We start from the raw sequence: 13656 nt of genomic DNA, 5'->3' as shown, positions 1-13656 counted from the left end.
TGGCCTGCGGCACCAACATCGGAGAACCTCCCAGTGGCCCACGTCCTTCAGAACGTCGTCTTCCCACTTGATCGCGACCCCGACCTCCTTCCGCTCTACGCCGACCCGGAGACCTGGTCCGTGATCGAGGACGAACCCGTCCGAGTCTCGAACCGCGCCCACCTCGGGAACATCCTCGGCCGCCACCGGGCTCGCATCGTGGCCGGGAGGCGCGTGTCGATGGGCACGTATTTCAACGCGTTCCCCGCGTCCTACTGGCAGCACTGGACGAGCGTTCGACAGGTGCGGCTCACGGTTCGCACCACGGGACCCGCCACGATCCTCGTATACCGCTCCAACGGGTCCGGAATCCGCCAGCGCGTGGCCACGCGCGAGGTGACGGGCGAGGCATCGACGTCGTTCGACCTCGAGCTCACGCAGTACAGCGACGGCGGCTGGATCTGGTTCGACATCGTCGCCGACGACAAGCCGGCCGTGCTCGAGGGCGCGGAGTGGACGACGGAGCAGGAGCCGACGCGCACCGGCAAGGCCTCGCTCGGCATCACCACGTACAACAAGCCCGACTACTGCGTGGAGACGCTTCGCGCACTCGCAGCGTCGCCGGATGCGCTGGAGTTCGTCGATCGCATCTTCCTGATCGATCAGGGGACGCAGCTCGTCGCCGATCAGGAGGGCTACGACGACGTCGCCCAGCAGCTGGGAGACACGCTGCACGTCATCCGCCAGGGCAACCTCGGCGGATCCGGAGGGTTCGCCCGGGCCATGCACGAGACGCTCCAGCGTCCCGAGAGCGACTTCGTGCAGCTGCTCGACGACGACGTGCGGATCGAACCGGAGTCGTTGCGCCGCTCCATCGTCTTCGGTCAGTACGCGACGAACCCGGTGCTGGTCGGCGGTCACATGTTCGACCTGCTCGACCGCCCCAAGCTGCACGGCTGGGCCGAGGTCGTCGACGAAGGCCCCTTCATGTGGCGCAACCTGTATCAGGAGAAGATGCCGCACGACTTCGGCGTCTCGAACCTGCGGCAGTCCACTCTGCTTCACATGCGGATGGATGCCGACTACAACGGCTGGTGGATGTGCCTCATCCCTCTCGATGCCATCCGCGAGGTGGGCCTGTCACTGCCGGCCTTCATCAAGTGGGACGATGCCGAATTCTGCCTTCGCGCCGGCGAGGCGGGGTTCCCCACGGTGTCCATGCCGGGCGTCGCCCTCTGGCACGTGTCCTGGGTGAACAAGGACGACTCGATCGACTGGCAGGCGTACTTCCACGCTCGCAACCGCATCGTCGCCGGGCTGCTGCACTCGAACGCCCCGCGAGGCGGTCGCCTCCTGGTCCACAGTCGCCGCGTCGACCTCAAACACCTCATGATGATGCAGTACTACCCGGTGGCCCTGCGGGCACAGGCGCTGCGCGACGTCCTCTCCGGCCCCGACCACATGCGTCGCAACCTGGCGACGGCGATGCCTGCCGCTCGCGGCCTCGCCGCCGAGTACCCGGAGACCGTCGTGCATCGCGACCCGTCCACCGTGCTGCACTCTCGCCGCGGCCGCCAGGTGTACAAACAGCTCTCGAAGAACGACCTCGACAATCCGACAGGCCTGCGACTGCGGTGGTTCACCCTCTCCACGCTGACGTCGCACTTCCTGCACCGTCCGGCCCCGGCGAACGTCGCGCAGCCCGAGGTCGAGTTCGGCAAGGAGGACGCGCACTGGTGGCGCGTCCCGGGGTTCGACAGTGCACTGGTGAGTGCCGCGGACGGCTCCGGGAAGAACATCTACACGCGTGATCGCGCGAAGTACCGGCGGATGCTGCGTGACACCGTGCGGCTGCATGCGGAACTGCGCCGACGCTGGCCGGAGTTGCAGAGGCAGTACCGCGAGGCGCTGCCCGATCTCGTCTCACCCCAGTCCTGGCAGCAGATCTTCGAGGAGAAGGCATGACCGCGGCGCCCGCTGCATTCGACCCCACGGCCGCGACGATCGTCATCGTCACCTTCAACCGCTCGCATCTGCTCTCGGGACTGCTCACGAGCATCACCGCGATGGACCCCAAGCCCGGCCATGTCGTGATCATCGACAACGCCTCGGCCGACGACACCACCGACGTCGTCGAGTCGTTCCGTGAGGACATCGGCACCGAGATCGTGTACCGGCGGCTCGAGAAGAACACCGGCGGCTCCGGCGGCTTCAGCGAGGGCATGCGCACCGCGTACGAGCTCGGCTCCGAGTGGATCTGGATGATGGACGACGACGTCGAGGTCCTCACCGAGGGGCTCGCGAAGATGGGCGCCTGGAGCAGCCGATTCAAGAGCATCCAGGGGCGCCGCTTCGACTACGACGGCAGCGAGTTCTACTGGCAGTACCGTATCGCCGAGCGCATGGGCATCCCCATCCCCTTCGCTCCGTCCGGCTTCGATGAGACGGGCTACAAGGAGATGAACAGCGGCTGCTTCGAGGGCATGTTCATCCATCGCTCGATCGTGCAGCAGATCGGCCTGCCCGATCCCCGGTTCTTCATCTACTGGGACGACCAGATGTACGGCTGGCTGGCCTCGCGCCTGACGACCGCCGTGATCGTCGACGAGTTCGTGCTGCGCCGTACCCGTGAGATCAAGCAGTGGGACATGGGCATCCGCCACATGAACGCGTCGAGCAACGCGTATCGCTACTACATCATGCGCAACCGCGGATTCATCAAGCAGTACTACCGCGTCCACGGCGTCTACAACCCGGTGCTCTTCGGCCTCGGCACCGCGGCGACGTTCTTCAAGGAACTCATCCGGCTCGTGTTCGTCGAGCGGACCGTACGCGGCACGAGCAACCTCTTCCGCGGCATCCGCGACGGGGGCAAGGCCGGTCGCGATCGCACTTGGCAGCCGATGCCACCTCTGGAGGGGTGAGGATGGACGAATCGCAGGAGGAACTGCGCTGGGCACCTCTGCCTCCGCAGCCGAAGCGGACCGGACGGGTGTGGCTCATCGTCGGTCTCTCCGTCGTCGCTCTCGTGATCGTGGGTCTGCTGCTCTTCTTCCTCCTGCCGCGGGGCGACTCCCCCACCCCGTCGGAGTCCGCATCGCCGACGCCGACAGCATCGGCGACTCCCACGTCGACGCCCACACCCACGCCGACGCCGACGGCCACCACCGCTCCGGAGCCGGAGCCGACCCCGGCCCTCACGCCTCCCCCCGCGACCGACCCCACCGTCGAGGTGTTCCGCAGTCAGGTGAGCGGGTGGCTGAACTCGGCACCGCGCGGGCTCGACATCATCGCGGGTGCGAGCGGGCAGGATGCCCTTCCCGTCGTCGACACCCTGCAGCAGGACGCGCAGCGGCTCTCGGATGCGCAGGCGCCCTCGTCCATCGCTTCGAAGTGGTACGACGGTGTGACGGACTATGCACAGCGCCTCACGCAGCTCCGTACGGCGATCACGAACGATTCCGGTGTTGCTGCGGCCGTCGATGCCGCACGGAAATCGGTCAACGCGCTGCGGAGCCTGGTCGGGCTCTGAGCGACACCTCCGTCAGCTCGTCGAGTGCTGGCCGCTACACCGCGTAGTCGGCGTTGTAGCGGTCGAGCACCTCGGCGATCGGCGCATCGAGCGCGAGCGCGCCCTTGTCGAGGTAGAGCCCGCGGGTGCAGAACCGTCGGAGGTCGCGCTCGTTGTGGCTGACGAAGAACAGCGTCCGCCCCTCGGCGAGCAGTTCGTCGATGCGCTTGTAGCACTTGTCGCGGAAGGCCTTGTCACCGACGGCGAGCACCTCGTCGACCAGCAGGATCGGCTCATCGAGCTGGGACACGACGGCGAACGCGAGCCGGACCTTCATCCCGTTCGAGAGGTGCTTGTAGGGGGTGTCCTCGAACCCGGCGAGCTCGGCGAACTCGATGATGCCGTCGTAGCGGCGCGAGACCTCCTCGCGCGACATCCCGTGAAGCCCCGAGGTCAAGCGCACGTTCTCACGCACCGTGAGGTCTCCCACGAAGCCCCCGGTGATCTCGATCAGGGGGGCGACGCCCCCGTTCACCGTGACCGTACCCTCGTCTGGGAGGAGAACCTTCGCTACAAGGCGGAGAAGCGTGGACTTGCCCTGCCCGTTTCGCCCGACGACCCCGATCGATTCCCCCGGCTGCACAGAGAAGGATACGTTGCGCAGCGCCCAGAACTCACCGGGACGCGACCGCCTCGAGGCACCGGCGAAGAGGTCCTTGAAGCTGCGGCTTCCCCGCCTGTTCCGACGGAAGTGGACGCCGAGATTCTGCACTTCGATCGCCGAGGACATCACAGCTCCTTCAGCACGGGTCGCTCCAGGCTGCGGAAGGTCCAGATGCCGAGCGCGAGGATCAGCAGACTCATCAGGACGCTGATCGTCAGCGTGAACGGGTTCCACTGGTCGGGGAAGAAGGGCATCCGGTAGAGCATGAAGATTCCCGCGAGCGGGTTGAATGCTCCGAGCGTCTGGAAGATGCCGGGGAGATCGGTCACGTTGTAGATGATCGGCGTCGCATAGAACATCGCTCGCAGGATCAGCGCGGTCGTGCGTTCCAGGTCGACGAAGAGCACGCACAGGGGCGCCACCAGGAGCCCCAGCCCGACCAGCAGGATCGTCTGCAGCAGCACGGCCACCGGCATCCAGAGGATCCCCCAGCCGACGTGCACCGTCTGGCTCGGATCGAGCTCCACGACGAGGTTCACGATGATGAACAGCACGAGAACCGGCAACGAGAACAAGTACTCGATGCCCTTGCTGAGCACGATCCGGTTCACCCAGATCGACCGCGGGATCGAGGTCGATCTCACGAGCCGGGCATCCTTCTTGAAAGCCCGGGTGAAGTCCGACACGGAGGCGTTGAACCATACCCACGGGAGCAGCGCACTGATCAGGAAGATGATGTACGGCTCTTCACCGACGTCGCGCTGGAAGATCTGCGTGAAGACGAACCAGTAGATCGCGCTCATCACCAGCGGATCCAGCACCGACCAGAGGTAGCCGAGGAAGCTGGTCGAATAGCGGACCTTCAGGTCGCGGGCCGACAGCAGCCACAGCGAATGCAGATAGCGCCGGGGCGTCCCGGGCGCCCCGACAGCAGCGTGACTCACGATGTCGAGTCTAGGAGAGAGAGTTGTTCCAGAGCGACAGCGCCGAGCCGATGGCCATGTGCATGTCGAGGTACTGGTAAGTACCCAGTCGGCCTCCGAAGTGGACGCCGTTCTCCCCCTTGGCGAGCTCGCGGTAGGCCAGCAGACCCTCGCGGTCGGCCGGGGTGTTCACCGGGTAGTACGGCTCGTCCTCCCGCTCGGCGAAACGCGAGAACTCGCGCATGATCACCGTCTTGTCCTGCTCGTAGACGTCCTTGCGCTCCGGGTGGAAGTGCTTGAACTCGTGGATGCGGGTGTACGGCACGTCCATGTCCGGGTAGTTCATGACGCTCGTGCCCTGGAAGTCGCCCACGTTCAGCACTTCCTGCTCGAAGTCGAGCGTCCGCCAGCTGAGCGCGCCCTCGGTGTAATCGAAGTAGCGGTCGACCGGTCCGGTGTAGACGACCGGGAGCTGACCGACGGTCGCCTTCTTGCTGAGCGGCTGCGCGTCGTCGAAGTAGTCCACGCCGAGTTTGACCTCGATGTTCGGGTGGTCCGCCATCCGCTCCAGCCACGCGGTGTAGCCGTCGGTGGGAAGGCCCTCCCAGGTGTCGTTGAAGTAGCGGTTGTCGTACGTGTAGCGCACGGGGAGGCGGCTGATGATGTCGCCCGAGAGCTTCTGCGGATCCGTCTGCCACTGCTTCGCGGTGTAGTCGCGGAAGAAGGCCTCGAAGAGGGGGCGCCCGACGAGGGCGATGCCCTTCTCCTCGAAGTTCGCGGCCGTCTTGGCATCGAATTCGCCCGCCTGCTCCTTGACCAGCGCGCGCGCCTGGTCAGGCGTGTAGGCCGACTGGAAGAACTGGTTGATCGTGCCGAGGTTCACCGGCATCGGGAAGACCGTGCCCTTGTGCGTCGTGTAGACGCGGTGGACGTAGTTCGTGAAGCTGGTGAAGCGGTTGACGTACTCCCACACCGTGGCGTTCGAGGTGTGGAAGAGGTGCGCACCGTAGCGGTGGACCTCGATACCCGTCTCGGGCTCGGCCTCGCTGTAGGCGTTGCCGCCGATGTGAGGGCGGCGGTCGATGACGGTTACCTTGCGGCCGGCTTCGGCGGCGCGCTCAGCGATGGTGAGGCCGAAGAAACCCGACCCGACGACGAGAAGATCCATGCACCAATCGTATCGGCGGCGACTGCCCGAACCTGCGCGTGTCGTCTGAGAGACTGGAACCATGCCGAATCGAGTCGGCGGTGCCGTGCGCCGCATCTGGAGTCACAGCGCGGTTCGCTACCTCGTCATCGGCGGATTCTGCTTCGTGGTCGATGCCGGATTGCTCTGGATCGCTCACGACCTCCTCGGCGTCCCCCTCGCCATCGCCACCCCCGTCGCCTTCCTCGCGTCTTTCGCCGTCACCTACACGCTGCAGCGTGTTGTCGCGTTCGCCTCCGATTCGAGGGTCGTCCCGAGCATCGCCCGTTACACGGCGCTCGTCATCTTCAACACGATCGCGACGACGGCGATCGTGTGGTTCGTCGACTCGCTCGGCGGTGGATGGTTCGTCGGCAAGGTGATCGCGGTGATCGCGACCACCGTGTGGAACTACTTCGCCTATCGTTACTGGGTGTTCACCAATCCCCCGGCTCGGAGTTCGGATGTATAAGAATGCGGTCATCGCGGCCGTCGTCCCCGCGTACAAAGAAGAGAAGATGATCGCGAAGGTCATCCAGACGATGCCGGACTATGTCGATCACATCGTGATCGTCGACGACTGCAGCCCCGACGGGACCAGCGACGTCGTCCGCGGGATCGAGGATCCCCGGGTGACCCTGATCCGCCACGAGGAGAATCAGGGCGTCGGCGGTGCGATCATCACGGCGCATCGGACCGCGATGGATCTCGGGGCGGACGTCAACGTCGTGATGGCGGGCGACGCGCAGATGGACCCCGACTATCTGCCTACGCTGCTGGACAAGGTCACCGACGGCGGGTTCGGATTCGCCAAGGCGAACCGCTTCTACTCCCCCGAGTCGTTCCGCGGCATGCCCGGGTACCGGGTGTTCGGCAACGTCGTGCTCTCCTTCTTCACGAAACTGGCGTCCGGCTACTGGAACCTCTTCGATCCGCAGAACGGGTACACGGCGATTCGCACCGAGGCCCTCGCCCGGGTCCCGCTCGAGCGCGTCGCGAAGCGCTACAGCTTCGAGAACGACCTCCTCATCCACCTGAACATCCTCCAGGTGCCGGCTACCGATGTGCCCATTCCCGCGGTGTACGGCGACGAGGTCTCCAGCATCCGCTTGAGCAAGGTCGTCCCCGAGCTTCTGCACCGGCTGACGGTCGGCTACTGGTCGCGGATCTGGTACCGCTACGTGCTGTGGTCCTTCTCCCCGATCGCGCTTCTGCTGTTCATGGGCCTGCTGCTGTTCGTCGTCGGGCTCGGCATCGCGGTCTGGGTGATGTTCCAGATCGCGAGCTCCGTCGTGGCGACCGCCGCCACCGTCATGCTCGCGGCGCTACCGCTCATGATCGGGACGCAGATGCTGATCAGCGCGCTGCAGCTGGACATCCAGGCGACGCCCTCGACCCCGACCTACTCGCCCTTCGACTCCAGGGAATGAACAAGCGGGCGGCCCGCAGATGCGCCGGCCGCCCGCTTGTCCTCTCGACGCTAAGCCGCCGTACCGACGACGATGCGGGGCGTGCCCGTCCATCGTTCGGCGTCAGTGGCGGCGCGGCCGTCGACGAGCAGCTTGACTCCGGGCAGCTGGGCGGGAGCGAGCTCCCGGTAGTCGGCGTGGTCGGTCTGCAGGATCGCGAGGTCGACCTCGTCGCCGATCTCGTAGGGCTCGAAGCCGAGGCCACGCAGCTCTTCGTCGGTGTAGAGCGGATCGTGCACCTGCACCTCTGCTCCACGGTCACGGAGCGCCTTCACCGTGGGGAAGACTCCCGAGAAGGCCGTCTCCTTGACGCCTCCGCGGTAGGCGGCGCCCAGGACGACCGCGCGCTGTCCGGAGAGGGAGCCGAGGATCCCCTCCGCCTGCGCCACGAGACGCTCCGGCATCGACGCGTTGAGCTGGCGGGCGACCCGCACGATGTCTGCGTCGGGGTCGGTCGCCAGGTAGAGCCGCGGGTAGACGGGGATGCAGTGTCCGCCGACGGCGATGCCGGGCCGGTGGATGTGGCTGTACGGCTGAGAGTTGCAGGCTTCGATGACCTTGTAGACGTCGATGCCGTGGGATGCCGCGAAGAGGCCGAACTGGTTGGCCAGGCCGATGTTCACGTCACGGTAGGTGGTCTCGGCGAGCTTCGCCATCTCGGAGGCCTCGGTGCTCCCGAGGTCCCAGACGCCGTTCGGGCGGGGCAGGTCGGTGCGCTCGTCGAACTGGAGGACGGCCTCGTAGAACTCGCGCGCGCGTCGGTTTCCCTCGGCGGAGAGCGCACCGATGAGCTTCGGGTACTTGCGGAGGTCTTCGAAGACGCGCCCGGTGAGCACGCGCTCCGGCGAGTAGGCGAGGAAGAAGTCCTCGCCCTCCGTGAGGCCCGATCCCTCTTCCAGCATCGGCTTCCACCGGTTGCGCGTCGTCCCCACGGGCAGAGTGGTCTCGTAGGACACGAGCGTCCCCGGTGTCAGATGCTCGGCGAGCGACGCGGTGGCCGCGTCCATGTACTTGAAGTCCGGTTCCCAGGTCTCGTCGTTCACGAAGACCGGAGCCACCAGCACGACGGCATCCGCATTCGGGATCGCCTCGGCGTAGTCGGTCGTCGCACGCAGCCGACCGGCGGGGATGAGCTCGGCGAGTCGCTCCTGGAGGTGCGCCTCCCCGGGGAACGGCTCGCGCCCGGCGTTGATGGTGTCGACCGCCCTCTGGTTGACGTCGACTCCGATGACGTCATGGCCGGATGAGGCGAACTGGACGGCGAGGGGAAGCCCGATCTTTCCGAGGGCCACGACGGCGATACGCATGGGGTCCAGTCTACGGGGCGGCAGAGGTTCCGGAGCGCTCCCTGCACTCCGCGACCGCGGTCAGAAGATGCGCCCGATCACCGGCACGCGACGCAGCGGCACGACCAGCGCGAACGACAGCACCACCACGATGAGCCACACGAGAACGGCCGACAGGACGGACGTGGTCGCGGCATCGGCGAACCAGGGCACCGACCGCACGGCGATCAGGAGGGCGAAATGCACGAGGTAGACCCCGAAGGTCGCATCCGAGAGGGTTCGGATGACCCGCCCCGCGCCGGTGCCGACATCGCCGGAGAAGAGGCTGTTGACGAAGACGAAGAGGGTGAGGGCGATCACGACCGTCACGGGGCCGAGGTAACTCTGCGGAAGCAGCGCTGCGAGCAGCGACGCGGGATCGACGGCACCCGCCTGAAGGATCGTCCACGCGATCGCCACCGCCGCGATCGCGCCGCACGCCCACAGGCGCGCACCGGTCAGATGCAGGTCACGAAGCGCATATCCCGCGACGAAGTAACCGACGTAGGGCAGCCACTGCGTGAGTGCGCTCAAGATGATCGGCGAGGGGCTCCCCGCCCAGGCCAGCAACGCCGATGTCGAGTACGTCGCGACGGTGACCAGGATCAGGACCCCGGCGAAAACGAGCGCACGCCGTCGACCGCCGTCTCTGAGGAACGGGCGGAGAACCGGCGCGATGGCGTAGAGCCCGACGATGAGCCAGAGGAAGTAGAGGTGCGTGTACGGCTGCCCGCGCAGGACGAGCGCGAGCATCGTCGACGCACTCTCGTCGAGGCCGCTCATCCACTGCCGAACGACGATCAGATAGAAGATCTGCCAGAAGATGAACGCGGGCGCGAGCCGGACCAGACGCTGACGATAGAACGCAGCGGGACCGGCGGCGTGGGGCCGCGCATCGAGCAGGAGGGCACCGCTGATCATGACGAAGACCGGGACCGCCCAGATGAATCCGGCGTTCAGCGCGACCGCGACCCACCAGGAGCGAGAGCCCTCCAGCTCGGGTGAGGAGCGCAGCGCTCCGAAGGTGTGGATGCTCACCACGCCGATGATCGCCACGATGCGGAGGATGTCGAGTCCCCAGCGTCGGTGGGCGAGGGTACCTGGATGCGATGTCACCCCCGTACGCTATCCCGTCCACGACCCGCGCATCGAAACCGCCGAGCCGTCACCGCGAAACCTCCGTGCTAGCGTGATACCGCCATGGCACACTCTCCCGCGCTCACCTGGTTTCTGCGCCACCGCAGCACGCTCCTCCTCTGGACGATCCTCGCCGCGACCTTCCTCCTCACCTACGCCACGTACGTGAGGTGGTACCGGATGTTCTATCCGGACTCGCGTTACTACCTCGCCATGGCGTACCTCTTCCTCGGCAACGATCCCGAGACGGCGCGCCAACTCACCGTGGACTACGCGGCTCCGCGCAACATCGACGTCCCGCCCGTGGAGGATCTGTTCGGATGGGGCCTGGTGCAGCCGCGCGTCGTCCTGCCGACGCTGAGCGCCCCGTTCATCGCGCTCTTCGGCCCGGCCGGCCTCGCCGTCATCCCCCTGCTGGCGACGGCCGCGCTCATGGTCATCGCGGTGATCATGCTCCGCCGTCGCTTCGGCACCCTCGTCGCGCTTCTCATCGGCCTGCTCCTGAACACGTCGATGTTCCTCGTCTCCATCGGAACCGGGATGCTCACGGAGGGCCTCTCGGCACTCTTCACCGCCGTCGCCCTGCTGCTCGCGTGGCGTTGGCTGGAGAAGCCCAGACCATGGATGCTGATCGCGATCGGCGCGGTCACGGTACTCTCGGCCTTCACCCGCCAGGCGACCCTCATCATGGCCGGCGCCTTCATCGCCGCGTGGGTCATCGGCTCACTGATCGAGCGTCGCAACAGCCGCATGATGCTCCCCGCGATCATCGTGGGTGCGGCGACGATCGGCTGCCAGGTGCTGCAATCGCTGATCTTCCCCTCGTTCTCGCAGCTGGACCAGTTCCTCATGCAGGCCGGCGCGAGCTCGCTGGGCGAAGCCCTCCTCAACGTTCCGCGCATGGCGTTCGACATCGTCAGGGCCGATGTCGTGACGATGCTGCGAGGCGATCGTTCGCTGCTCGTGCTCATCTGCCTCGCGGTCGCCGGCATGATCATCTTCTGGCGACGTGTGGAGTCGCACCTGCTGTTGGGCGCCATCGCCGCGACAGCGGTCTACAACATCACGAACGGCACGCCGACCCAGTTCCGATACGCGACACCCGGACTGATCTTCTGGCTTCTCGCCGCGGGCATGCTCGTCAGCGCGACGGTGACCTGGGTGCAGCGATCACGGACCAACCCGACCGCCCTTCCCGGTGCGCCGGACGACTCCGAGGCTGCCGCACCCGAGTCGCACGAGTCCGCCGAGCCGGGCGACACGCCTCAGACCGACGACGCGTCTCAGACCGACGACGCGTCTCAGCCCGCGGAGAGCACCTCGACGACGCGACGCGCTGCGGAGCCGTCTCCGTAGGGAGCCTCGTCGGTCGGCGACGGAGCCGGACGTGCGACGGTCTCGGCCAGCACGGACGGGTCGGAGACCAGTGCGTTCCAGCCGAGCTGCACCGTTTCAACCCACTCGGTCTCGGTGCGCACCGTCGTGCACGGCACGCGCAGCAGGAAGGCCTCCTTCTGGAGTCCACCCGAATCGGTGACCACGTGTCCGCTGCTGAGCACCGCCGCGATGAGGTCTCGGTACGCGAGCGGACGGTGCACGCGCAGGTTGCCCTGCTCGAGATCGATGTCGGCTTCCGCCGCCTTGGCGACCAGACGCGGGTGGGCCAGGAGGACGGTCGGGGTGGCGAGCGCCCCCAGCGCCTCGACGATCTGCGCGAGGCGTACCGGATCGTCGGTGTTCTCGGCGCGGTGGATGGTCGCGACCTGGAACTCGCCGGCGGTGAGTCCCAGCTCGTCGATGAGCACGGAGGGCTCACCCGAGAGCTCGTCCCTGGTCGAGTAGAGGACGTCCGTCATCACGTCGCCGACCAGGACGGAACGCGCCTCGAGCCCCTCGTCAGCGAGGTGCGCCATGGCGACCTCGGTCGGCGCGAGCAAGATGTCCGCCGCGTGGTCTGTGAGCACGCGGTTGTGCTCCTCCGGCATGCGACGGTTGAACGACCGCAGCCCGGCCTCGAGGTGCGCGACGGGGATGTGCATCTTGACGGCGCTCAACGCGGCAGCCACCGTCGAGTTCGTGTCGCCGTAGACGAGCACCCAGTCCGGCGCGTGGGCGTCGAAGACGGCGTCGAGCTGCCCCAGCATCGCCCCGGTCTGCACACCATGACTCCCCGATCCGACACCGAGGTGCACGTCGGGGCTCGAGATGCCGAGCTCGGAGAAGAAGATGTCCGAGAGCATCGGATCGTAGTGCTGACCGGTGTGCACGATGACGTGCTCCACACCGGCCTCACGCGCGGCACGGTCGATGGGGGCGAGCTTGACGAACTGCGGGCGGGCGCCGACGACGCTGAGGATCTTCACCCTACGATCCTATGCGGCGCGCGCTGCCCGTCGTGCTCGACGCTGCGCGAGCAGTGATGCCGCGAGGAAACGCAGCGGGGCATCGCGGTCGAGCGCACGATGGAGCGACGGCGTGAGCATCGCGCTCGGCTGCGCGTAGCGCCTTCGCCGTTCGACCAGGGCTGCGACGTCGTCCACCGCAGCCCGCGCCCGCAGCCGATCGATGAGTTCGCCGTCGAGGCGGGAGAGCGAGCGCAGCGCGGACGGCGCCGACTCCAGGAGCGTCTCCAGCGCGATCGCCGCGTGGTCCACCGCGGCGGCATCGAGCTCACGTCGCCCCAGCGCCCCGAGCACATGCACGCGGATGAGTTTGCGGGTCACTGCCGCCCGCGCTGCCGCACCGAGCGCACCCCAGGTCTCCTCGGCGACCAGCAGCGGCGCGAAGGCGAGCTCGGTCGCGAGCGTGCGAGCGGACTCCGTGACGCGGTCGACGGCGTCATCGCCGACGAGATAGGCATCGCCCTCGCGTGCGGCGACCACCTTGCGCGCACCGAACCACAGCCGGATGCTCGGTGCGATGTCCTCCCCCGTCTCCAGTCCCTCCACGGGGCGTGCGTGCTCGCGCAGGTCGGCGGAGAACAGGCCCATCGTGCTCGTGCGGTAGCTCAGACGATCGCGCACGGGGTCCAGCACGACGCGGGCGGGACGGCGCGGCGGCGTGGGAAATCCCTCACCGACGGCGGGGATCAGCATCGACGGCAGGACCGCATCCGCGCCTCGCGTCTCGGCGCGGCGGACCCAACCGTCCAGTGCGCCGGGGCTGAGCCGATCATCCGAGTCGATCTTCGTGAACCAGGGAGCACTCACCCGGTCGAGGGCGAAGCTCATCGGCCCGGCCGGCGAGGGGATCCCGTCACGGAACCCGACGACTTCCACCCTGGCGTCCTCGGCGTACGACCCGAGTGCTGCTCGGATTCGATCCTCACCGATGTTGTGCGCCACGACGAGAACACGCACCGGAACGCTCGTGTGCTCGAGAACGCTCTGCGCGAGTCTGGCCACCGGCCGCGATTCGGAGTGCACCGGGACGAGCACATCGACCTGTGCGGGCGTAGCCATC

The 13656-nt window shown here is 67.0% G+C and carries 13 protein-coding genes; 6 read left to right on the top strand and 7 right to left on the bottom strand.

The window, feature by feature from the left end; genetic code table 11:
* The first annotated feature begins 33 nt into the window (after positions 1–33).
* Genes ACFC14_RS12160 through ACFC14_RS12150 form a run of 3 tightly spaced genes read left to right on the top strand, consistent with a single transcriptional unit; the run spans position 34 to position 3511 of the window.
* A complete protein-coding gene (locus tag ACFC14_RS12160; protein WP_376104709.1) occupies positions 34–1944 on the top strand; it encodes a glycosyltransferase in 1911 nt (636 codons plus the stop codon).
* Complete coding sequence (locus ACFC14_RS12155) at positions 1941–2903, top strand: glycosyltransferase (protein WP_376104707.1); 963 nt, start codon at positions 1941–1943, stop codon at positions 2901–2903. The genes ACFC14_RS12160 and ACFC14_RS12155 overlap by 4 nt, the downstream gene beginning before the upstream one ends.
* Before the next feature lie 2 nt (positions 2904–2905).
* Entirely contained in the window at positions 2906–3511 is a 606-nt protein-coding gene (locus ACFC14_RS12150; RefSeq protein ID WP_376104704.1) for a hypothetical protein, read from the top strand.
* Between the two features lie 34 nt (positions 3512–3545).
* On the opposite strand, the gene ACFC14_RS12145 is transcribed toward ACFC14_RS12150, so the two are convergent.
* From ACFC14_RS12145 to glf, 3 genes are read right to left on the bottom strand one after another with little or no spacing between them, the layout of a single operon-like run.
* On the bottom strand, positions 3546–4280 hold the full coding sequence (locus ACFC14_RS12145; protein WP_376104702.1) for an ABC transporter ATP-binding protein: 735 nt from the start codon (positions 4278–4280) through the stop codon (positions 3546–3548).
* The gene (locus ACFC14_RS12140; protein WP_376104699.1) at positions 4280–5098 is read right to left on the bottom strand and encodes an ABC transporter permease; all 819 of its coding nucleotides are present in this window, start codon (positions 5096–5098) and stop codon (positions 4280–4282) included. The genes ACFC14_RS12145 and ACFC14_RS12140 overlap by 1 nt, the downstream gene beginning before the upstream one ends.
* 10 nt (positions 5099–5108) lie before the next feature.
* Entirely contained in the window at positions 5109–6245 is a 1137-nt protein-coding gene (glf, locus tag ACFC14_RS12135) for a UDP-galactopyranose mutase (RefSeq protein ID WP_376104696.1), read from the bottom strand.
* A 61-nt stretch (positions 6246–6306) separates the two neighbouring features.
* Here glf and ACFC14_RS12130 point away from each other — a divergent pair, with 61 nt between their 5' ends.
* Both ACFC14_RS12130 and ACFC14_RS12125 read left to right on the top strand, forming a co-directional pair.
* Positions 6307–6735 (top strand): GtrA family protein, encoded by a 429-nt coding sequence (locus tag ACFC14_RS12130; protein ID WP_376104693.1) that lies wholly within the window; start codon positions 6307–6309, stop codon positions 6733–6735.
* Entirely contained in the window at positions 6728–7693 is a 966-nt protein-coding gene (locus tag ACFC14_RS12125) for a glycosyltransferase family 2 protein (RefSeq protein WP_376104691.1), read from the top strand. The genes ACFC14_RS12130 and ACFC14_RS12125 overlap by 8 nt, the downstream gene beginning before the upstream one ends.
* Before the next feature lie 50 nt (positions 7694–7743).
* Here ACFC14_RS12125 and ACFC14_RS12120 read toward each other — a convergent pair whose 3' ends face one another.
* A complete protein-coding gene (locus ACFC14_RS12120; protein ID WP_376104688.1) occupies positions 7744–9039 on the bottom strand; it encodes a nucleotide sugar dehydrogenase in 1296 nt (431 codons plus the stop codon).
* A 60-nt stretch (positions 9040–9099) separates the two neighbouring features.
* Complete coding sequence (locus ACFC14_RS12115) at positions 9100–10173, bottom strand: acyltransferase (protein ID WP_376104685.1); 1074 nt, start codon at positions 10171–10173, stop codon at positions 9100–9102.
* 84 nt (positions 10174–10257) lie between these two features.
* On the opposite strand from ACFC14_RS12115, the gene ACFC14_RS12110 reads away from it, so the two are divergent.
* On the top strand, positions 10258–11550 hold the full coding sequence (locus tag ACFC14_RS12110; RefSeq protein ID WP_376104684.1) for a hypothetical protein: 1293 nt from the start codon (positions 10258–10260) through the stop codon (positions 11548–11550).
* Here ACFC14_RS12110 and wecB read toward each other — a convergent pair.
* Together wecB and ACFC14_RS12100 are read right to left on the bottom strand one after the other, a co-directional pair.
* Positions 11496–12557 carry a non-hydrolyzing UDP-N-acetylglucosamine 2-epimerase gene (gene wecB, locus ACFC14_RS12105; RefSeq protein ID WP_376104681.1) on the bottom strand — a complete coding sequence of 354 codons (1062 nt, stop codon included), beginning with the start codon at positions 12555–12557 and terminating at the stop codon, positions 11496–11498. The two genes, ACFC14_RS12110 and wecB, sit on opposite strands and share 55 nt — an antisense overlap.
* A gap of 9 nt (positions 12558–12566) precedes the next feature.
* Positions 12567–13655 (bottom strand): glycosyltransferase family A protein, encoded by a 1089-nt coding sequence (locus tag ACFC14_RS12100; protein ID WP_376104678.1) that lies wholly within the window; start codon positions 13653–13655, stop codon positions 12567–12569.
* Between the last annotated feature and the right edge of the window lies 1 nt (position 13656).

It is taken from the genome of Microbacterium sp. NPDC055988, assembly GCF_042269505.1.
In the GTDB taxonomy this organism is placed as follows: domain Bacteria; phylum Actinomycetota; class Actinomycetes; order Actinomycetales; family Microbacteriaceae; genus Microbacterium.
The sequence above is the reverse complement of the archived record's forward strand: the minus strand, read 5'-3'. Positions and strand labels throughout refer to the sequence as shown.

Coding starts and splice junctions, on each gene's coding strand:
- ACFC14_RS12155 (WP_376104707.1), top strand. CDS start 1,941: ATGACCGCGGCGCCCGCTGCATTCGACCCCACGGCCGCGACGATCGTC.
- ACFC14_RS12150 (WP_376104704.1), top strand. CDS start 2,906: ATGGACGAATCGCAGGAGGAACTGCGCTGGGCACCTCTGCCTCCGCAG.
- ACFC14_RS12145 (WP_376104702.1), bottom strand. CDS start 4,280: ATGTCCTCGGCGATCGAAGTGCAGAATCTCGGCGTCCACTTCCGTCGG.
- glf (WP_376104696.1), bottom strand. CDS start 6,245: ATGGATCTTCTCGTCGTCGGGTCGGGTTTCTTCGGCCTCACCATCGCT.
- ACFC14_RS12130 (WP_376104693.1), top strand. CDS start 6,307: ATGCCGAATCGAGTCGGCGGTGCCGTGCGCCGCATCTGGAGTCACAGC.
- ACFC14_RS12125 (WP_376104691.1), top strand. CDS start 6,728: ATGTATAAGAATGCGGTCATCGCGGCCGTCGTCCCCGCGTACAAAGAA.
- ACFC14_RS12120 (WP_376104688.1), bottom strand. CDS start 9,039: ATGCGTATCGCCGTCGTGGCCCTCGGAAAGATCGGGCTTCCCCTCGCC.
- ACFC14_RS12110 (WP_376104684.1), top strand. CDS start 10,258: ATGGCACACTCTCCCGCGCTCACCTGGTTTCTGCGCCACCGCAGCACG.
- ACFC14_RS12100 (WP_376104678.1), bottom strand. CDS start 13,655: ATGGCTACGCCCGCACAGGTCGATGTGCTCGTCCCGGTGCACTCCGAA.